This window comes from Staphylococcus sp. EG-SA-10, from assembly GCF_017151945.1.
GTDB lineage: Bacteria > Bacillota > Bacilli > Staphylococcales > Staphylococcaceae > Staphylococcus > Staphylococcus aureus.
Genome location: NZ_JACVZJ010000003.1, coordinates 84,839 through 104,088, shown reverse-complemented (window position 1 = coordinate 104,088; position 19,250 = coordinate 84,839). Strand labels below are relative to the sequence as shown.

Here is a 19,250-nt window from a genome sequence, read left to right as displayed (position 1 = left end):
ACATATTAAAGGAGATCGATTATTTTATGGTACAACATTTAACAGCTGAAGAAATTATTCAATATATAAGTGATGCTAAAAAGTCTACACCAATAAAAGTATATTTAAATGGTAATTTTGAAGGCATCACATATCCAGAAAGTTTTAAAGTATTTGGTTCAGAACAATCTAAAGTAATCTTTTGTGAAGCAGATGATTGGAAACCTTTTTACGAAACATATGGTAGTCAATTCGAAGATATAGAAATTGAAATGGATCGTCGCAATTCTGCCATTCCATTAAAAGACTTAACAAATACTAATGCACGTATTGAACCAGGTGCATTTATTAGAGAACAAGCTATTATTGAAGATGGTGCTGTCGTTATGATGGGCGCAACAATTAATATTGGCGCAGTCGTTGGCGAAGGTACGATGATTGATATGAATGCTACTCTCGGTGGTCGTGCTACAACTGGTAAAAATGTACATGTAGGGGCTGGCGCAGTATTAGCAGGCGTGATTGAACCCCCTAGTGCTTCACCAGTTATAATCGAGGATGATGTATTAATCGGTGCAAATGCGGTTATTTTAGAAGGTGTACGTGTTGGTAAAGGTGCTATTGTTGCAGCTGGCGCGATTGTGACACAAGATGTACCAGCTGGTGCAGTTGTTGCTGGTACACCTGCGAAAGTGATTAAGCAAGCTTCTGAAGTACAAGATACTAAAAAAGAGATTGTAGCAGCATTAAGAAAACTGAATGACTAGTGACGTCAACGTATAATAATTTCAAGGTTGAGATACGATTATGTCTCAACCTTATTGTTTATCATTGAATAAACTTATGATCACAAATTTCGAAATACGTTACACTATTTATATAGTAATTTAACACAAAGGATTGATAATTATGAATGAATTAGAATTTGTTACGAAACATCGCCGTCATTTACATCAACATCCTGAATTAAGCTTACATGAATTTCAAACAACTGCTTATATTAAAGCGTTTTTAGATAGTTTAAACATTAAATACGATTGCCCATTGGAAACTGGCGTCATTGCATACTTAGAAGGTAATGGCTCACATACGATAGCGTATAGAGCTGATATTGATGCGTTACCTATTTTAGAGGAAAATGATGTACCTTATCGCAGTCAATCTGATCATGTGATGCATGCTTGTGGACATGATGGTCATACAACTGCATTAATGCTTTTTGTACAACGTTGCAAAGACATGCAAGATGCGGGTCAATTACCGCAAAATGTCGTTTTCATTTTCCAACCTGCAGAAGAAACTGGTGGCGGTGCAAATCGATTAATAAAAGCCGGTGCCTTTGATAAGTATCCAATTGAAGCGGTATTTGGTATTCATGTTAACCCATTTGCTGATGAAGGCATTGCAGTGATAAGAGATGAAGAAATTACGGCCAGTGCAACAGAGTATCGCTTTTTCTTAACAGGCCTGTCAAGTCATGTTGCTGATAAAGAACAAGGTCATTCTTGTGGTGAAGCATTACAACATGTATTAACTCAAATATCACAAATTCAACAATTTCACCTTAACGGTTTGAAACGAAATATTGTTCATATTGGTCATTTTAAAGCTGGTGAAGCGATTAATACTGTACCAAGTAATGGTTATTTAGAAGGTACAATTCGTACATATGATATTGATGATTTAACAATCGTTAAAAATCAAATGCAAAAGATAGCAGAAAGTGTCAAGCTTCTGTTTAATGTAGACTGTGAAGTTAAATTTGCAGAAGGTTATCCCCCTACAATCAATAGTCCGAAATTACGTACTCAAATAGAGGACGCCTTAATAAAAGCTGATTTAAATGTCTATGACAAACCAACGCCATTCTTATTTGGGGAAGATTTTAGTTTTTATGGTCAACAACTAGCTCCAGCTTACTTTGTTTTTATAGGAACACGAAATGAAGATAAAGGTTTTGTAACTGGTTTGCACACATCACATTTAAATTTTGATGAAAAAGTGTTAATAAACGTGGCTAATTTTTACGAAAATTTATTAAATAATTACAAAGAGGTGTAATACATTGACAGCAACATGGTCTGTAAATAAGAAAATATTTTTACAAAATGCAATCACAGTCAAAAACAATCAGCCATTAATGGCAGTTGTTAAAAATAATGCATATCACTATGACCTAGAATTTGCTGTAACTCAGTTTATCCATGCAGGTATAGATACATTTAGCACAACATCACTACGAGAAGCAATTCAAATTAGACAACTTGCTCCAGATGCAACAATCTTTTTAATGAATGCAGTTTACGAGTTTGATTTAGTCCGTGAACATCAAATACACATGACTTTGCCGTCGTTGACATATTACTATAACCATAAAAATGATTTAGCTGGTATTCATGTTCACTTAGAATTTGAAAATTTATTACATCGGTCTGGATTTAAAGATTTAAACGAAATTAAAGAAGTATTGAAAGATCACCATCAAAATCAAAATGCAAAAATGATTATTAGTGGTTTATGGACCCATTTTGGATATGCTGATGAATTCGATGTGTCAGATTATAATGTTGAACGTTCACAATGGATGGAAATTGTTGAAGCACTCTTATCTGAAGGTTATCAGTTCGACCTAATCCATGCTCAAAATAGTGCGAGTTTTTATCGGGAAGGACAAATATTACTACCCCACCATACACATGCGCGTGTAGGTATTGCGTTATACGGTTCAAGACCATATAGTTCACTGAATCAACATGATATTGTTCAGTCATTGACTGTAAAAGCACATGTTATTCAAGTGCGCGAAGTACAAGCTGGTGATTATTGCGGTTATAGCTTTGCCTTTGAAGTGACTAAAACCAATACAAAATTAGCTGTAGTTGATATCGGTTATGGCGATGGAATTTTAAGAACTCGTGCTAAACATGAAGCACTTATCAATGGTAAACGCTACCCGATACGTGCATTAATGATGAGCCATATGTTTGTTGAAGTAGATGGCAATGTACATGCACAAGATGAAGTTATTCTTTATAATAATGATATCCGCATCGATGAATATACCTTTAAAGGTGTTGGTGCAAATTCTGAACAATTAAGTGCTATGAATCATGATTCTTTAAAAAAGGAGTACATTTCAAATGACTGTTAAATATAATCAAAATGGCGAATTAACAATGGATGGTATTAGTTTAAAAACGATTGCGCAAAGCTTTGGTACGCCTACCATTGTTTATGATGAACTACAAATTAGAGAACAGATGCGCCGTTACCATCGCGCATTTAAAGATAGTGGATTAAAATACAATATTTCATACGCCTCAAAGGCATTTACTTGCATTCAAATGGTCAAACTTGTAGCTGAGGAAGATTTACAGTTAGATGTTGTTTCTGAAGGTGAATTATATACAGCTTTAGAAGCAGGTTTTGAACCGAGTCGCATCCATTTCCATGGTAACAATAAAACGAAACATGAAATTAGATATGCTTTAGAAAATAATATCGGTTATTTTGTTATAGATTCATTAGAAGAAATTGAATTAATAGACCGCTATGCTAAAGATACGGTTCAAGTTGTATTACGAGTTAATCCAGGTGTTGAAGCACATACACACGAATTTATTCAAACTGGTCAAGAAGATAGTAAGTTTGGATTATCAATTCAATATGGCTTAGCTAAAAAGGCAATTGACAAAGTCCAACAATCTAAACACTTAAAATTAAAAGGTGTACATTGTCATATTGGTTCTCAGATTGAAGGTACAGAAGCATTTATTGAAACTGCTAAAATTGTTTTACGTTGGCTTAAAGAGCAAGGCATTCAAGTTGAATTATTAAACCTTGGTGGTGGCTTTGGTATTAAATATGTTGAAGGTGACGAAAGTTTCCCTATCGAAAGTGGTATTAAAGATATTACAGACGCAATAAAATCTGAAATTAAAGTTCTAGGTATAGATGCACCAGAAATAGGTATTGAACCGGGACGATCTATTGTAGGTGAAGCTGGCGTTACTTTATATGAAGTTGGAACCATTAAAGAAATTCCAGAGATTAATAAATATGTTTCAATCGATGGCGGTATGAGTGATCATATCAGAACTGCACTTTATGACGCAAAGTATCAAGCATTGCTTGTTAATAGAAATGAAAAAGCAGATGACAGTGTAACTATAGCTGGAAAATTATGTGAGTCTGGTGATATCATTATTAAAGACGCTAAATTACCTTCATCAGTCAAACGTGGAGACTATCTTGCTATATTATCAACTGGTGCATATCATTACTCTATGGCATCCAATTACAATCAAATGCAAAAGCCTTCTGTGTTTTTCTTAAAAGATGGCAAAGCACGTGAAGTTATAAAGCGACAATCGTTAAGACAACTCATTATTAATGATACAAAATAAAAATAAATAAAGTAATCCCCGAAGAACAGAAAATTATACTGTGACTCGGGGAATTTTTAAGATTATTTAATTAAGAGTTTATTGCTTTTTGGTTTATGAATATGGATGAATATTTTTCATTACTTCAGCTACAGCAACACTGCTTGCATTAGATTCATCTTCAAGCTTTTCAATTATATTATTATAATCCTTTTCATTACGATTCTGACTCATTTTGTATGCAGCCTCTATCTTGTGTATCTTGACTTTAAAGCCTACAATACCTTTGGCCTGCATTTTGGTATTTTCAGAAATATTGTCCCATAATACTGGGTCTTCACGATGCCTTTCATACTTTGCCAATAGGCTTTTCAAGTCATCTATTGTTTCTTCCTCACTTAATATACTTGATTCACCATATAAATGAACTGCTTGATAATTCCATGTAGGTACATTTTCTTTTTCATACCACGCTGAAGAAACGTAAGAATGTGCACCTTGATATATGATTAATACATTTTGATTATCTTTTAATGTATTACATTGAGGATTAGTTTTAGCTAGATGCCCACTAATATAATAGTCGTCCCCTTTTTTATCTAAAACTAATGGTACATGGGTAGCTATAGGCTTTCCTTGATCCACAGTTATAATCATTCCAAAAGAATTACTTTGAATAAACATTTCGATTTCTTTAAAATCATCTACTTGAAAATACTTTGGCACATGCATATGATCTCCCCTTGTGAATAACAATACACTTTAATGTATTTTATCATTAAAAAATCTAAGGATAAATAAGTTAAAGTAATGCCATAGTATCACTCGTTTATAAAATAAACTATGAAACAAAAATAATTAGGCTTTAACTTTTAGTTTTAACTTGCTTTTTTAAATAATATAAAATGATAAGGATTAATAACAAATACAGTGTAAAAAATAAAATTTCATCAAATCCAAAATCTTTACTTGTAATTAATACATCAATATGTTCTAATTCCATCATCTCTGTTTTAATATAACTATTAAACTTTGGTAAGGCCATTAAATGTACATTGTAAATATAGTAATAAAAGTCTATAAAAAGTATGTTAAAAAATATGTATGTCTTATCTAAATTAGTTTTAAAGAATAATATTCCTGATATCGTAATTGGAATAATTAGAATCATCATCATTGCTGCTAAAATATTAATATTTAAACCAATTGCAGATAATACACCGAAAACTAATAAATTAGCAACTAAACTAAGGATAAGATATTTCATAAAATCACCTCGTCGTTGTACACCATAATTATATTATATAAATATAATTTTCTATTGCAAACAATGTTGGTGATATAAAAAAAGAGTTCTCAATTTGGTTGAGAAACTCATCGCGTTAAGTATTTGTAATAAGCATATAAAAACACCTTACTTCTTGGTAAGGTGTTAGTTAAAATCAATGATTCAAATCTAAGAATTATAGTTTAACAACGTTTGCAGCTTGTGGACCGCGGTCGCCTTCAACTACTTCAAACTCAACAGCTTGACCTTCTTCTAATGATTTGTAACCATCTTGGTTAATTGCTGAAAAATGTACGAATACGTCATTTTCTCCTTCAACTTCGATAAAGCCGAATCCTTTTTCAGCGTTAAACCATTTAACTGTACCTTGTTTCATAATCTGAAACCTCCAAGACTAAAATTCATTCAATATGCTTATTCGCATATTACAAAAAATACATGCAAATTTCACTCAAATATTCTTTGCAATATGGAATAATCATCTGCTTAACTTGTATTATAGTGCAGTTATTACCAAATTGCAATACAATAATAAAAAATATTCATTTAATCAATTATTGGTAGTTTATAATATACTTCATTATTTTGTAAAACAATGAAACTATAAAATATTTGTAAATCCTCTTCACAATCTTCGCAATAGTTCATGTCACAATTATTATAAAATGCATAAATATTATATTTGCCTGTGACATAATTATCGAACTGAACTTTACATTGATTAATCAATTGTTGATAGTGCTTAAACATGTCATCAAAATCTTGATATTGATATTTTTCAACAATGTTTTCTGGCCAGTCACTGAATAACCACCATCCCTCATAATCGGCTCTAATTTTGGTAACTGTCCACATTATTAAAGACCCCTTCCATACTTCAAAAACTCTATACTTATTTTTATACCTTTATCCTCTGAAAATCAAGTTTGACGACTTGAAACAAACAAAGTATTAACTATAGTAATTATTAGTTTTTTTAAGTAAAACTACGTATAATAATATTATGAGGTGGTAAAAATGAGACATATACATTTACAAGTATTCGGACGCGTTCAAGGCGTCGGATTTAGATATTTTACACAACGCATTGCAATGAACTATAACATTGTCGGTACTGTTCAAAATGTAGATGACTATGTAGAGATATATGCACAAGGGGATGACGCAGATATAGAGAGATTTATTCAAGGTGTAATTGAAGGTGCCTCACCAGCATCAAATGTAACAAGCCATCAACTTGAAGAGTTAGAACTAAATCAAAAATTATCGGATTTTCGATCAATATAAAATGCTAAATAAAGGAAGATGACAGTGAGATATAATATTTCTCATATATTTGGGGTGTTAGTGGGAATTCCTGTAGCGTTTTTAACAAGCATATTTGGGATGATTGCACTTGATGTATCTTTTTTAATTGATATGTCTATTGGTATTGTTGGCTTTTTAATGACATACCTACCGATACAAAAACTCACTTCACGCAAATATTTAAACGAAATTGGTTTGACTAGAAAAGACTATCGCTATATTCGAAATCAGTTAAATCATACACACCAAAAACTTAGAGGTATTTTAAAAACGTATGTCAATATAAGATCAATTAAAGATTTTAGGCAGATTAATGATATATACCAAATTTCACGTTCTATTTATACGACAGTTAGACAGAGACCTGCATCATTTTATAAAGTTGAAGGCTTTTTTTATTCTCATATTGATAATGCATTAAATTTTGTTGATGCATATACACGTCTAGCAAAAATGCCCAAAAAATCAATTAATGAACAGCAAAAATTAGAACAAACAAGAATTACTTTGGATGAGGTCAAACGAACATTAATCGCTGATTTAAAACGTCTCAACGAAGATGATTATGAACGTTTAGATATTGAAATGGAATTAAATAAGTTACATCAAAAGCATCATCAAGATTGATGTAAAATAGCAACTATTGGAGAGATGATTGATGACTGAAAATAAAAGTTTCAAAGAAAGCCATCCACTAGATGATTTTATAAGCGATAAAGAATTATCGAATACTACTATTCAAAAAGAAAAGTTAACAATTGAACAACAAAAACAGGTAGACATAATCAGTAAACAAATTAACCCTTTAGACAATGAAGGTTTATTAGCGTTTGGTTCTGATTTACAGAAACAAATGTCTCAATTTTCACATCAAATGTTGGATGAAGTACAAAGTAAAGATGTTGGTCCTATTGGAGATACTTTGTCAGATCTAATGTCAAAACTAAAGTCAGTTAATCCAAATGAGTTAAATACTGATAAACCATCTATGTTAAAAAGAATTTTTAGCAGAGCAAAGTCGTCTATTAATGAAATCTTTTCAAGAATGCAATCAGTTAGTGCTCAAGTCGATCGCATAACGATTCAACTGCAGAAACATCAAACACATTTAACAAGAGATATTGAATTATTAGATACGCTATATGATAAAAACAAACAATACTTTGATGACTTATCATTGCATATCATTGCTGCACAGCAAAAAAAGTTGCAATTAGAAAATGAAAAGCTACCACAATTGCAACAGCAGGCGCAGCAATCCACTAATCAAATGGATATTCAACAAGTTGCAGATATGCAGCAATTTATAGATAGACTAGATAAACGCATATATGACTTACAGCTTTCAAGACAAATAGCGTTGCAAACTGCGCCACAAATTCGTATGATTCAAAATGTTAATCAAGCCCTTGCCGAGAAGATACAAAGTTCAATTTTGACAAGTATTCCACTATGGAAAAATCAAATGGCCATTGCGCTTACATTAATGAGACAGCGTAATGCAGTTGCTGCACAGCGAGCTGTCACTGATACAACTAATGATTTATTAACAGCAAATGCTGAAATGTTGAAACAAAATGCGATTGAAACTGCAACAGAAAATGAGCGTGGCATTGTTGACCTTGATACATTGAAACGTACACAGCGTAACATTATTGAAACAATTGAAGAAACATTAATTATTCAACAACACGGTCGCGAAGAACGACAATTAGCTGAAAAAGAATTACAACAATTAGAACAAGATTTAAAGTCACATTTAGTGAACATCAAAGGACCGAATAAACAATCATAAATTACGAATTAGATATAACAAAAAAGGAAGCATCCTAAGATTAAATTGGAGATGCTTCCTTTTATATTATTCGTTATTCCTGTTGATATTTAATTGGATCTTGTTTTACAAATATGCCGACTAGATAGCCTAATATCGTTGCAATAATTGCTACTGGGAACCACTCTAAAGAATACGCTCTTAGAGGCAATGATTCTATAAAGTTAATTTTCAGCCAACCTAACTTACTCATAACACTGAAAATCGACAATATAAATACGATAATAACTGGAATTTGTTGTGAAATGCGTTTTGTCGGTATGAATTTGGCAATTAAAATTAATAACACAACAGTTATTGCTACTGGGTATACAATGCTTAATACCGGAATTGACATTGAGATAACAGCATTTAAACCTTGGTTAGCAATAATAAAACTCATTAAAATGAAAACTAATACAAATGCTTTGTATGATACTTTAGGTACGATTCTATGGAAATATTCAGAAACTGCAACAATAAGTCCGCATGCTGTAGTTAGACATGCCAACGCCACAATGATGCCCAATAAATATTTTCCGAATGAACCAAATCCTGTTGAAGCCATTGTCGTTAATAAATATGTCCCAATGTTTCGATCTTTGGATTTCAATTGATCTAACGTCATGTCACTTACTGGCATATGATTACCAATATAACCTAATGAAATATATATGAAAATTAAAGCAACGGCTGCAATTAAACCAGCAGTCAAAGTTTGTTTGAATATTTGATTTGTTTTAGTAATACCTGTAAGTTTTACTGCATTAACAACAATCATTGAAAAAGCAATTGCTGCAATGGCATCCATTGTTAAATAGCCTTGAGTAAAGCCTTCAGCAAAACTTGAAAAATTAGAATGATATAGTGCTTCATTGCCCTTTCCAGCACTATTACCGCTAAAATCTAAGTATCCCTTAATAATCATCGCTAAAATAGTAATCAATAATAATGGTGTTAATAATGAACCAATACGATCGATTAACTTAGATGGATTTAAACAAATATACAAAACGACTATGAAGTAGATAATCGTAAATATAAATAAAGCGATACTACTATTGCTATGTATAATTGGTGTAATTGTCATTTCAAAAGATGTAGATGCAGTTCTAGGTATTGCGAAAAGTGGCCCTATAGTCAAATAAATGATGATTAAGAACAATATTGAAAATTTAGGTGAAATTTTATTTAATGCGCCAATATATCCTTCTTTATCAAGTGCACCTACAATCACACCTAATAATGGTAAACCAATCCCAGTTAGAACAAACGCTAAAATGGCTGGCCAGAAAAATTGACCACTATCCAATCCGAGATTAGGAGGGAAAATTAGATTGCCTGCGCCAAAAAACATAGCGAAGAGCGTAAACCCAATGACCCATGTATTTTTATTCATAGAGTTACTCCTTTTTTTAAAACACAAAATAATTTACAAGTAAATATTTTAGCACAAAAAATAATAAAGAGTCTATATGAAATATGTTGTACATAGCAGAAACAAAACACATGTGTTGTTTAAATCAAATTATGCCTGAAAATAAAATTCTTCAAATTTACTTTTTAAATAGTAACTGATGACTTTTATTCACAATTTCATATAAACTCATATTTTAAACTTATTTATAAAGATTTAAGTAGTAATTTTTTTAATAATGGAGAGAGATGTCCAGGTAAATGCGCAACACCTTCAACGAAAATGGCATATTGACCATAAATATTATGAATTGTTTGTTCAACATCTTCAGTTATTGGATCTTGACTCAAAAATACATTAAATACTTCAATGCCAAATTTACGTGACATTTCTACAGCTTCATACGTATCAATAATACCATCTTGACTATAATTAAATGCAGACGGTTCGCCGTCAGAAAATACGATTAAAAATCGTTGATGTTGATTTCGACGCATTAATCGTTCACTTGCAACTCTAATAGCAACACCATCACGATTATCATCTTGAGGTTCAAGTGCCATAATACGTGGGCCATCTTTTTCAAAGGTTGAGTAATCATAGTTAATAATTTCATTAATGATATTTGGTTGCGCATGATCGTCTGAATCAAAGGCATCCTCACTGAATGATAAAATTTCATGTTTAATGTTCAATGCTTTTAACGTCTCGTGGAATAACACTACACCTTTCTTCGTTTCAGCCATTTTATCATGCATACTTGCTGACGCATCAATTAACAATGTAAACGTCGCATCAAATGATTTACTTAAATCTTGTTTTTTGTAAAACAATTTATATTGATCGTCGATAAACCAATTAATTAAATCCTTTTGTAATCGCCCTTTTGTTAAATTAAAACGTGCATCTCGTTGTTCTCGTTCAATCGTTTTCTTTATAATTTGAATTAAGTCTTTGATTTCATATTGTACGTCTTGTTTCGATTCTTGATATTCTAAAACATATTGTGGCTCAATTTCAGGAATTTGCCATTTTATTTCTACATTTTTGTTCACACCATCAAGTTGAAATGCCTGGCTTTGACCAACAGCATCGCCTTCTTCACGATTTAGCGTATCGTTTGATCCTTTGCCCTTTTTGGTCATCATATCAGTCATATCGTCTGTAGAATCGCCTTCACGTGCTTCATCATTACCCAATGTTTCACTATTTTGTCCTTCGTGAAGCTCCATTTCTAAATAAGCGCCACCTTTTGACTCACTATCTGCAGATTTAGAGTCAGCTTTTTCACTTTCGTTATCATCATCTTCTGAAGTATCATCTTCCCCATCAACTTGACTTGCATCAGTTCTCTTTAAATCTTCAAACTCTGAACTAGCTAATGTATTATATAGTGTTTTAGGTAAGTAATAATATTCGTTTAGCATATCTTCTTTTAAAATATCATCTACTTGATACATAATTCTTTGAGCCAGATACATATTATCTTCAGAATTTTGATTTTGGAAAAAATTAGGTAAATATAAGAACATATTAACTAAAATATCATCTAAATCTGAATGTATAGATGGTATATCAAAGAAATCTTGACTTAAAAATGCATGTTCTAAATACAAAAATAATAAATCTGTATATTGTGTTTTAGTACGATACACTTTAATTTGAGATTCCGTATATGATATCCGTGTATCTAAGCGAAGATCAATTAATTTAGCAGTACTTGGGCGCTCAACTTTAATAGAATTTAATACACGCATATCTTCTAACAATTTAAAAAGTTGTTGATAAAATTTAGGGTGTTTAAAAGTTTTATCTTGTACTACTTCATTTACAATTTGTACATCCATCATATGATAACCGTAAGCAGCTAACATAACATCTGTTTTTAAACCAGCCATTTCGATATGGCTTGGTCGATGTGACCAAAACCAACTCGTAATCAAAATATTTTGAACAGGATTATAGTAAGGGAATTTTTGGATTTTAACTTGTGTTTGTTCATTTTTTAATAAGAGTCGAGCTAAGTCTTGCAACATCATTACTTGCTTGGCATCCAACTGTTCGTCGTTAAATTTTATGAAACGATCACTCATGTTTTATCCCTCTTTAAAAGTTTAGTTCTACAGCATTATATATTGCTTGTTGTTCACGTTCATCTTCCAATTTATCAATAATTGTACGTTTAATTGCACGTTCAACTGGCATTACAGTGATTAAATCACACAAGTCTAATAATGCACGGATACTAGCGGCTTCTTCAGAAATTTGTCCCTGCTTAGACATAGTACGTAAATCTTCGTTAAACTTAATAATTTGTTCGATTTGTTTATCATCTTGTAATAAACTTTGCTCTTTAATCACATTTTTTAAAATGTCCCCATCAATATAGTCAACGTGAATAACAACAAAGCGATTTTTTAGTGCTTCATTCATTGGCAATGTACCAACATAACCTTCATTTATCGCTGCTATAACGTTAAAACCTGGTACAGCTTTGATTACTTCACCAGTGTATGGATTCGTAATTTGACGACGATAATCTAAGACCCCATTTAATACAGGCAATGTTTCAGGTTTAGCCATATTTATTTCATCAATATATAAAATATGCCCCTCTTTCATAGCTTTAATAACTGGACCATCTACAAAGACAATTTCTTGTTGTCCTTCCGCATTTGTTTTAATTGTTTTAAAGCCTAATAAGCTTTCTGTATCTAAATCAACAGAACAGTTGACTTGATGCATGGGTGTATCAACAACTTCACTTAATGTTTCTGCCAACTTCGTTTTCCCTGAACCTGTTGGACCTTTAAGTAAAATATTTTTATTTAAATCGAATAATGCCTTCGCATCATTGAAAACTGTTGAATCTGAATTCTTATAATGTTTTAGTGCCATTTTAAAACGTTCTCCTTTAAATAAATTAAAAAACTAAGACATGGAATAAGTTCTCCAAATGCCTTAGTTTACTATTCTATTCTGATATAAAACGCAATGCTTAGTATGCGAATTGTTTATATTTTACCAAATTTACTAATTGAAAATCTCATATTAGGCTTCATTTCAATAATTATGTGTTTAAACTTCTTTGAAATATGTTTTATAGTAACCGCCAACTAATCCTGAATTATCTATTATTTGATAATATTCTTCAGTTTCGTTGATAACATCATATTGTTTGCCTACAGTTAACATGTCAGAAACTGTAAATTTCTTTGCATCTGTATTAATGACTTCTACTTTCTTGATTGGTGTACGTTCTTTCCAAGTTTCATGTAACATAAATTTTGTCCTCACTATCGTAAAAAAATTATTTTTGTAAAGTGAATATAAACGATAATCCACTGTTTTCAGTAATTCTAATTGATTCAATATCATCTTGCTCAAGCGTTTGATATGGTATTTCCACTTCATCTAAGCGCGATTTCGCTTGATTAAAGAAATCTGCATCTTTCGTTTCAAACTCAACTTGATCGACTGCGCCATATTCCGGCATTGTCATTTCGGTTTCTACAGGCATTAAATGTATTTCGCCACCTAGACCACCCGTTCCAATTTTGAATACTTGGACATGATAGTCAGCATTGTCGAAGGGTTGGTATTCTGCAAATACTTCAAGTCCGAATATATTTGTTAAAATTTGACCTGTAATATCTACATGATTCACTTTAAGAATCACTGGTCCTAAACCTTGCACTTGATGTAACGGATTGACCGCACTTTCGAAAGAAGGCATGCCTAAACCAACGCCATAATTATTCTCGTTTGAATATATTGAGAAAATATGACCATTGTTATCTTCGAGACTGAAATATTTATTGCCATTTAATTCTTTAACTGTTGTAAATGGAATATCCTTACTCGATAATATTTCCGCATACTCCTCTAAACCTGAGTCAGTTGGTGTACGTAATCCAATACCCACAAAGTGAGATTCTTCTAATTGCTCACTTGGAACTTGTATAAATTGAAGTCTTGTTCCTGGGCTTATATCTGCATCGCCGAAACGAATTGAGTTTTCAAGAAGTTCTTCACAATTTAATCCTAATATGTCAACCATGAAATGTTTTGTCTGTTCTATATTTGTTGTACCTAATGTTATACTTCTAAGTCCACACATTATAGCCACCTCTATCTTTATCTTTACTTTTATATTATAACTTATTTTAATCATAAATTATAGAATATCAGTCAGTTGATTTTGATTATAGATTAATATGTGAAAAATGTATTTCTTTAAAAGAACTATTTCATTTAAATAGGTAACATAATATTGTTATGGTTGCTATTGAGTGTGTCATTAATCAGTATCTGTATATAGCAATTGAATATTTCGTTTTTTGTAGTACATGAAAAACATATATATGTCGTGTCCATAAAGTGAATGTACATCTTGTTCAGATGATTTTAAATTAACTAAAGGCGCTTATAGAATTCATAAATTTCATCGCTTGTTATTATCTAAAATGATTTCATTAGCATATTGAAACACGCTATTCTACCTATATTTCTATTGTGAGTCTATTTCAATAGAAATGATATATTTTTTAAGTAGTCAAAATTAAACTGACATTTTAATACGAAGCATTATAAAAATAAAGTACAGCAGTAAGATATTTCGACTAGAAAATAATCTTACTGCTGTTTGTTATTGATTTAATCCCGTTTTTAGGAATAGTAAACTATTTTGTGTTGTGGATTAAGATTCTAATAATAAGTCTTCTGGGTTTTCAATTAATTCTTTAATTGTTTTTAAGAATCCAACTGCTTCTTTACCGTCAATAATTCTATGATCATAGCTTAATGCAATATACATCATTGGACGATTTTCGATTGTTTCTTGATCAATCGCAATTGGTCTTGTAATAATTGAATGCATGCCTAAGATTGCAGCTTGATTACCATTGATAATTGGCGTACTCATCATTGATCCAAAAATACCGCCATTTGTAATCGTAAATGAACCATTAACCATATCATCTAAGCCAAGTTTTTTCTCTCGTGCTTTAACTGCTAAATTAGCAATTTCTGCTTCGATTTCTGCAAAATTCTTTTTATCACAATCTCTTACGAATGGTACTAATAATCCATCATCTGTAGAAACAGCTACACCAATATCATAATATTGTTTCGTAATCATGTCGTCGCCGTCGATTTCTGCATTAACTTCTGGATACTTTTTCAAAGCTGCTACAGAAGCTTTAGTAAAGAATGACATAAATCCTAATTTAGTACCATCATGATCTTTCATAAATTGTTCTTTCTTACGTTTACGCAATTCCATAACATTTGTCATGTCAACTTCGTTAAAAGTTGTTAACATAGCTGTATTATTAGATACCTCTAATAATTTTTTAGCAGCTGTTTTCTTTCTGCGTGACATTTTTTCACGAATCACTGGTTTTGTAGGATATTGATTGTATTTTTTCTCTTCTTTTGCAGGTGCTTGTTGTGTTGTTTGTGTTGATGCCGGTGCCTGTTGTTTCTTATCAATATCTTCTTTACGAACAACATCATTTGTTTTCGGACTTACTTCAGCAAGATTCACACCATTTTCACGAGCATATCGACGCGCAGAAGGTGTAGCATTAACACGCTGCTGATTGTCATCATTTGTTTGATTGACTTCAGCATTATCTGCCGATTTATTTGTTGTTTCTTCTTTTTTATTATTTGTTTCTTCATTTTGTTGTGGAGTATTGTCGTTACTATTTTCTTTAGAAGCATTGCCACTACCTTCGCCGATGACAGCAATTGCTTGTCCAACTTCTACAGTGTCGCCTTCACTGGCAAGTTGTTCAGATAATTCACCTGCTTCTTCAGATACAACTTCGACATTAACTTTATCAGTTTCTAATTCAAGAATAGCTTCACCTTTTTCTACGCTATCCCCTACGTTTTTCAACCATTCTGCAATGGTACCTTCTGTAATAGATTCTGCTAATTCTGGAACTTTAACCTCTGGCATGACTTATTTCCCCCTAGTTATTTTTTAATGCATTTTCTATAATTTTATTTTGAACAAGTTTATGAATTTCTCCATCGCCTTCAGCTGGAGCAGCCCTTTGAACTCTGCCATGATAACTTAAATCATATTTATCTGCAACTAGCACTTTAACATATGGATAAACATATAACCAGGCACCTTGATTTTTAGGTTCTTCTTGTACCCATGACACTTCTTCAAGGTTTGGCAATTGTGCTAGTAATGCTTCAATCTCTTCCTCTGGGAATGGATACAATCTTTCAATCGCAACGAGTAAAACTGATTCGTCTGGATTTTTAGCTAATGCTTCTTTTAAATCAATGAACATTTTACCAGTTGCTAAAATAACTTTTGTAACCTTATCCGCTTGATATGATTCTGTCAAAATTGGCTCAAATCCACCAGAAGTAAATTCATCAATTGGTTTTGCAACTGTTTTATTTCTCAGCAAGCTTTTTGGCGACATAACAACCAATGGTCGCATTTGTTCAGAATCTAAACTAGCCGCTTGTGCACGCAATAAGTGGAAATAATTACTTGAACTAGATAAGTTGACAACTGTGCAATTATTTTCAGCAGCTAATTGTAAAAATCTCTCTAATCTTGCTGATGAATGTTCAGGCCCTTGACCCTCATATGCATGAGGTAAGAATAATGTTAATCCTGAACGTTCTCCCCATTTTGAGCGAGAACTGAATAAGAAGTTGTCAAAAATCATTTGTGACATATTTGCAAAATCACCATATTGTGCTTCCCAAATATTGAAGCTTTTTTTGTTTTCCACATTATAACCGTATTCAAAACCAACTACTGCTGCTTCTGAAAGCGGAGAATTGTGTATATCAAATGTCGCTTTTTGATCAGGAACATGATGTAAAGGTGTATATGTCTCACCTGTTTGCTCATCATGTAACACGGCATGCCTATGACTGAATGTACCACGTTCACTATCTTGACCAGTTAAGCGAATCGGTGTACCATCTTGTAAAATTGTCGCAAATGCAAGTTGTTCTGCTTGTGCCCAATCAACTAAACCATCTTCTTTATTAAACGGCTCATGACGCTTCTCAAGAACTTTGTTTAACTTTTTCAAAATGTTAAAGCCATCCGGATATGTTAACAATGCATCATTTATTTCTTTCAAGTGATCAAACGTAAATGATTGTTCGTCTGCTTGTAACGGTAATGCAAGTTCTGCAGGTTTTTCCATATCTGGATTATCCATTTTATCAGCTTTATTAATTTTATCATGAGCTTGTCTTAGTTCCTTTTGGACTTGTTCTATAAATGAATGCATTTCATCTTCTGAAATGACACCTTCATTAACAAGCTTTTTACCAAACACATATTCAACAGAATCATGTTTGCGAATATTCTGATAAGGAACTGGATTAGTAATTGATGGTTCATCCATTTCGTTATGTCCGAAACGACGATAACCTACTAAATCAATAACGACGTCTTTATGAAACTCTTTTCTAAATTCCATTGCAATATCAATTGCTTCAATAGTAGCTTCAACGTCATCAGCATTGACATGGAATATTGGCACATCATAACCTTTGGCCACATCTGTAGAATAAGTTGTTGAACGTGCATCAATTGGTTCTGTAGTAAATCCAATTCTATTGTTAGTAATAATATGCAATGAGCCACCCGTAGAATAGCCTTTCAAGTTTCCTAAGTTCATTGTTTCGAAGTTAATTCCTTGACCAGGATAAGCAGCATCGCCGTGTATAATAATTGGCATTGCTTTATGATGATCAGTCGTCGGAGCCCCAGCACGATGTGTATCATCTTGTGCTGCTCTTGTACGACCTTCAACTACAGGTGCAACAATTTCCAAGTGACTTGGATTGTTAGCCAGTGCAATACGCTGCATTGTACCGTATGAATCAGTAGTTTTAATGCCACCAAGGTGATATTTCACATCACCAGTCCATCCAGCAGTTAACTGCAAGCTACCATCTTCAGGTAAGAATTTCATTGGATCTGTATGCATAAATTCTGAAATCATCATTTCGTACGGTTTTTCTAAGACATGCGTTAAAACGTTTAAACGTCCACGGTGAGCCATGCCTATTTGTATATTTTTAATACCTTCTTTCGCAGCAATCGTAATAGTACGTTGTAACATCGGTACAAGTGCGTCTACCCCTTCAATTGAAAAACGCTTTGCACCAACGAAGTTTTTATGAAGATATTTTTCAAACCCTTCAACATACGCTAATTGTTTGAATAGTTCCCTTTTTTCGTTATTATTTAACGTTACTTTATATGGCGTTTCAATTCTTCTTTTTAACCAACCACGTTCAGTATTGTTATTAATATGCGTATACTCAAATGCAATCGGTCCTTTGTAACGTTTTTCCATTCTTAAAATTGCTTCATAAGCATTATCATAAATGTCGGCAAAGTGATCTGAAACAATTCCTGCTGATATACCTTCCAAAGTCTGTTGATCTAAATCAAAGTCTTCAATCTCTAATTTAGGTACATGTTTCCTTTTCGGAGGATTTACAGGATAAATATCGGCTTTAAGATGCCCGTATTGGCGAATATTATCAATTAAACGCATGACACGCTTAATTGTGCCGTCGCTATTTTGACTACTTGTACTTTTTAAAGCTGGTACAATTGAGTCATCATTCTTAATTGTGCTGAATAAGACTTGTAAATCTTCTGGTACAGATGATGGATCTTGTAAAAAGTCATCATATAGATCTAACATTAGACCTAAATTCGCACCGAAGTTTACAGGAGCCTCTGAAACTTCTTTTCTTTCGTTAGTCATTTTACACCCTCCACAAAAATGTTGAAACGCTTACAATGTAATAATATCACTATTTAGTTATTTGTTAAAGTAGATTTACCTATTTATCTGCTAAAAAGAAGAATCAACAAAAGCGTTGATTCTTCTAGGTTTATAGATGTATTTTATTGTAAATTTTGGGAGTACAACAGAAATGATAAAGAACCATTGTTTATTTGTTTTATAGTCGTTCTTATACATTAGTCACAGCTAATGTGTACTTAAAAATTAATCCTATGACTTTAATTGACGTCTCAGACAT

18 protein-coding genes are annotated in these 19,250 nt (G+C 32.4%); 7 read left to right on the top strand and 11 right to left on the bottom strand.

Going from position 1 to position 19,250, the window contains the following annotated elements; all coding sequences use genetic code 11:
- Nucleotides 1-26: 26 nt before the first annotated feature.
- The 4 genes from dapD (at nt 27) to lysA (ending at nt 4,385) form a co-directional block, all read left to right on the top strand.
- Nucleotides 27-746, top strand: a complete 720-nt coding sequence (gene dapD / locus IDG45_RS04010; protein ID WP_000249845.1) for a 2,3,4,5-tetrahydropyridine-2,6-dicarboxylate N-acetyltransferase — start codon at nt 27-29, stop codon at nt 744-746.
- Nucleotides 747-888: 142 nt separating this feature from the next.
- Complete coding sequence (locus IDG45_RS04005) at nt 889-2,040, top strand: amidohydrolase (RefSeq protein WP_001003809.1); 1,152 nt, start codon at nt 889-891, stop codon at nt 2,038-2,040.
- Nucleotides 2,041-2,044: 4 nt separating this feature from the next.
- Nucleotides 2,045-3,130 (top strand): alanine racemase, encoded by a 1,086-nt coding sequence (locus tag IDG45_RS04000; RefSeq protein ID WP_000127601.1) that lies wholly within the window; start codon nt 2,045-2,047, stop codon nt 3,128-3,130.
- Nucleotides 3,120-4,385: a diaminopimelate decarboxylase gene (lysA, locus tag IDG45_RS03995; RefSeq protein ID WP_000216943.1), complete on the top strand. Its 1,266-nt coding sequence runs from the start codon at nt 3,120-3,122 to the stop codon at nt 4,383-4,385. The genes IDG45_RS04000 and lysA overlap by 11 nt, the downstream gene beginning before the upstream one ends.
- Nucleotides 4,386-4,478: 93 nt before the next feature.
- Here the strand turns inward: lysA and IDG45_RS03990 are convergent, their stop codons facing one another.
- The 4 genes from IDG45_RS03990 to msaA form a co-directional block, all read right to left on the bottom strand.
- Nucleotides 4,479-5,096 carry an FMN-binding negative transcriptional regulator gene (locus IDG45_RS03990; RefSeq protein WP_000558412.1) on the bottom strand — a complete coding sequence of 206 codons (618 nt, stop codon included), beginning with the start codon at nt 5,094-5,096 and terminating at the stop codon, nt 4,479-4,481.
- Between the two features lie 133 nt (nt 5,097-5,229).
- A complete protein-coding gene (gene msaC, locus IDG45_RS03985; protein WP_000876209.1) occupies nt 5,230-5,631 on the bottom strand; it encodes a sarA expression modulator MsaC in 402 nt (133 codons plus the stop codon).
- A 196-nt stretch (nt 5,632-5,827) separates the two neighbouring features.
- Nucleotides 5,828-6,028: a cold shock protein CspA gene (gene cspA / locus IDG45_RS03980; RefSeq protein WP_000809131.1), complete on the bottom strand. Its 201-nt coding sequence runs from the start codon at nt 6,026-6,028 to the stop codon at nt 5,828-5,830.
- Nucleotides 6,029-6,198: 170 nt separating this feature from the next.
- A complete protein-coding gene (gene msaA / locus IDG45_RS03975; RefSeq protein WP_000269923.1) occupies nt 6,199-6,507 on the bottom strand; it encodes a regulatory protein MsaA in 309 nt (102 codons plus the stop codon).
- A gap of 162 nt (nt 6,508-6,669) precedes the next feature.
- Between msaA and IDG45_RS03970 the strand changes: the two genes are divergently transcribed.
- Genes IDG45_RS03970 through IDG45_RS03960 form a run of 3 tightly spaced genes read left to right on the top strand, consistent with a single transcriptional unit; the run spans nt 6,670 to nt 8,755 of the window.
- On the top strand, nt 6,670-6,939 hold the full coding sequence (locus IDG45_RS03970) for an acylphosphatase (protein WP_001215907.1): 270 nt from the start codon (nt 6,670-6,672) through the stop codon (nt 6,937-6,939).
- Between the two features lie 18 nt (nt 6,940-6,957).
- Entirely contained in the window at nt 6,958-7,587 is a 630-nt protein-coding gene (locus IDG45_RS03965) for a 5-bromo-4-chloroindolyl phosphate hydrolysis family protein (RefSeq protein WP_072357934.1), read from the top strand.
- Nucleotides 7,588-7,618: 31 nt separating this feature from the next.
- Complete coding sequence (locus tag IDG45_RS03960; protein ID WP_000138401.1) at nt 7,619-8,755, top strand: toxic anion resistance protein; 1,137 nt, start codon at nt 7,619-7,621, stop codon at nt 8,753-8,755.
- A 73-nt stretch (nt 8,756-8,828) separates the two neighbouring features.
- Here IDG45_RS03960 and brnQ3 read toward each other — a convergent pair whose 3' ends face one another.
- From brnQ3 to IDG45_RS03925, 7 genes are all read right to left on the bottom strand, one after another.
- On the bottom strand, nt 8,829-10,172 hold the full coding sequence (brnQ3, locus tag IDG45_RS03955; RefSeq protein WP_001039276.1) for a branched-chain amino acid-like transporter carrier protein BrnQ3: 1,344 nt from the start codon (nt 10,170-10,172) through the stop codon (nt 8,829-8,831).
- A gap of 224 nt (nt 10,173-10,396) precedes the next feature.
- A complete protein-coding gene (locus tag IDG45_RS03950) occupies nt 10,397-12,283 on the bottom strand; it encodes a nitric oxide reductase activation protein NorD (RefSeq protein ID WP_001283656.1) in 1,887 nt (628 codons plus the stop codon).
- Nucleotides 12,284-12,296: 13 nt separating this feature from the next.
- Nucleotides 12,297-13,088: an ATP-binding protein gene (locus IDG45_RS03945; RefSeq protein WP_001185421.1), complete on the bottom strand. Its 792-nt coding sequence runs from the start codon at nt 13,086-13,088 to the stop codon at nt 12,297-12,299.
- Between the two features lie 180 nt (nt 13,089-13,268).
- Nucleotides 13,269-13,472 (bottom strand): DUF6501 family protein, encoded by a 204-nt coding sequence (locus IDG45_RS03940; RefSeq protein WP_000902175.1) that lies wholly within the window; start codon nt 13,470-13,472, stop codon nt 13,269-13,271.
- Nucleotides 13,473-13,500: 28 nt separating this feature from the next.
- Nucleotides 13,501-14,310 carry a VOC family protein gene (locus IDG45_RS03935; RefSeq protein ID WP_000334507.1) on the bottom strand — a complete coding sequence of 270 codons (810 nt, stop codon included), beginning with the start codon at nt 14,308-14,310 and terminating at the stop codon, nt 13,501-13,503.
- A gap of 579 nt (nt 14,311-14,889) precedes the next feature.
- The gene (gene sucB / locus IDG45_RS03930) at nt 14,890-16,158 is read right to left on the bottom strand and encodes a dihydrolipoyllysine-residue succinyltransferase (RefSeq protein WP_001115434.1); all 1,269 of its coding nucleotides are present in this window, start codon (nt 16,156-16,158) and stop codon (nt 14,890-14,892) included.
- Nucleotides 16,159-16,171: 13 nt separating this feature from the next.
- Nucleotides 16,172-18,970 (bottom strand): 2-oxoglutarate dehydrogenase E1 component, encoded by a 2,799-nt coding sequence (locus IDG45_RS03925; protein WP_042907770.1) that lies wholly within the window; start codon nt 18,968-18,970, stop codon nt 16,172-16,174.
- Nucleotides 18,971-19,250: the final 280 nt, after the last annotated feature.

What these genes read in the sequence shown, in the direction of transcription:
- msaC (WP_000876209.1), bottom strand. Translation starts at nt 5,631, where the DNA reads ATGAAATATCTTATCCTTAGTTTAGTTGCTAATTTATTAGTTTTCGGT.
- IDG45_RS03945 (WP_001185421.1), bottom strand. Translation starts at nt 13,088, where the DNA reads ATGGCACTAAAACATTATAAGAATTCAGATTCAACAGTTTTCAATGAT.
- IDG45_RS03990 (WP_000558412.1), bottom strand. Translation starts at nt 5,096, where the DNA reads ATGCATGTGCCAAAGTATTTTCAAGTAGATGATTTTAAAGAAATCGAA.
- IDG45_RS03940 (WP_000902175.1), bottom strand. Translation starts at nt 13,472, where the DNA reads ATGTTACATGAAACTTGGAAAGAACGTACACCAATCAAGAAAGTAGAA.
- IDG45_RS03960 (WP_000138401.1), top strand. Translation starts at nt 7,619, where the DNA reads ATGACTGAAAATAAAAGTTTCAAAGAAAGCCATCCACTAGATGATTTT.
- IDG45_RS03950 (WP_001283656.1), bottom strand. Translation starts at nt 12,283, where the DNA reads ATGAGTGATCGTTTCATAAAATTTAACGACGAACAGTTGGATGCCAAG.
- IDG45_RS03925 (WP_042907770.1), bottom strand. Translation starts at nt 18,970, where the DNA reads ATGACTAACGAAAGAAAAGAAGTTTCAGAGGCTCCTGTAAACTTCGGT.
- dapD (WP_000249845.1), top strand. Translation starts at nt 27, where the DNA reads ATGGTACAACATTTAACAGCTGAAGAAATTATTCAATATATAAGTGAT.
- IDG45_RS04005 (WP_001003809.1), top strand. Translation starts at nt 889, where the DNA reads ATGAATGAATTAGAATTTGTTACGAAACATCGCCGTCATTTACATCAA.
- IDG45_RS03935 (WP_000334507.1), bottom strand. Translation starts at nt 14,310, where the DNA reads ATGTGTGGACTTAGAAGTATAACATTAGGTACAACAAATATAGAACAG.
- IDG45_RS03970 (WP_001215907.1), top strand. Translation starts at nt 6,670, where the DNA reads ATGAGACATATACATTTACAAGTATTCGGACGCGTTCAAGGCGTCGGA.
- IDG45_RS03965 (WP_072357934.1), top strand. Translation starts at nt 6,958, where the DNA reads ATGACAGTGAGATATAATATTTCTCATATATTTGGGGTGTTAGTGGGA.
- msaA (WP_000269923.1), bottom strand. Translation starts at nt 6,507, where the DNA reads ATGTGGACAGTTACCAAAATTAGAGCCGATTATGAGGGATGGTGGTTA.
- brnQ3 (WP_001039276.1), bottom strand. Translation starts at nt 10,172, where the DNA reads ATGAATAAAAATACATGGGTCATTGGGTTTACGCTCTTCGCTATGTTT.
- lysA (WP_000216943.1), top strand. Translation starts at nt 3,120, where the DNA reads ATGACTGTTAAATATAATCAAAATGGCGAATTAACAATGGATGGTATT.
- sucB (WP_001115434.1), bottom strand. Translation starts at nt 16,158, where the DNA reads ATGCCAGAGGTTAAAGTTCCAGAATTAGCAGAATCTATTACAGAAGGT.
- cspA (WP_000809131.1), bottom strand. Translation starts at nt 6,028, where the DNA reads ATGAAACAAGGTACAGTTAAATGGTTTAACGCTGAAAAAGGATTCGGC.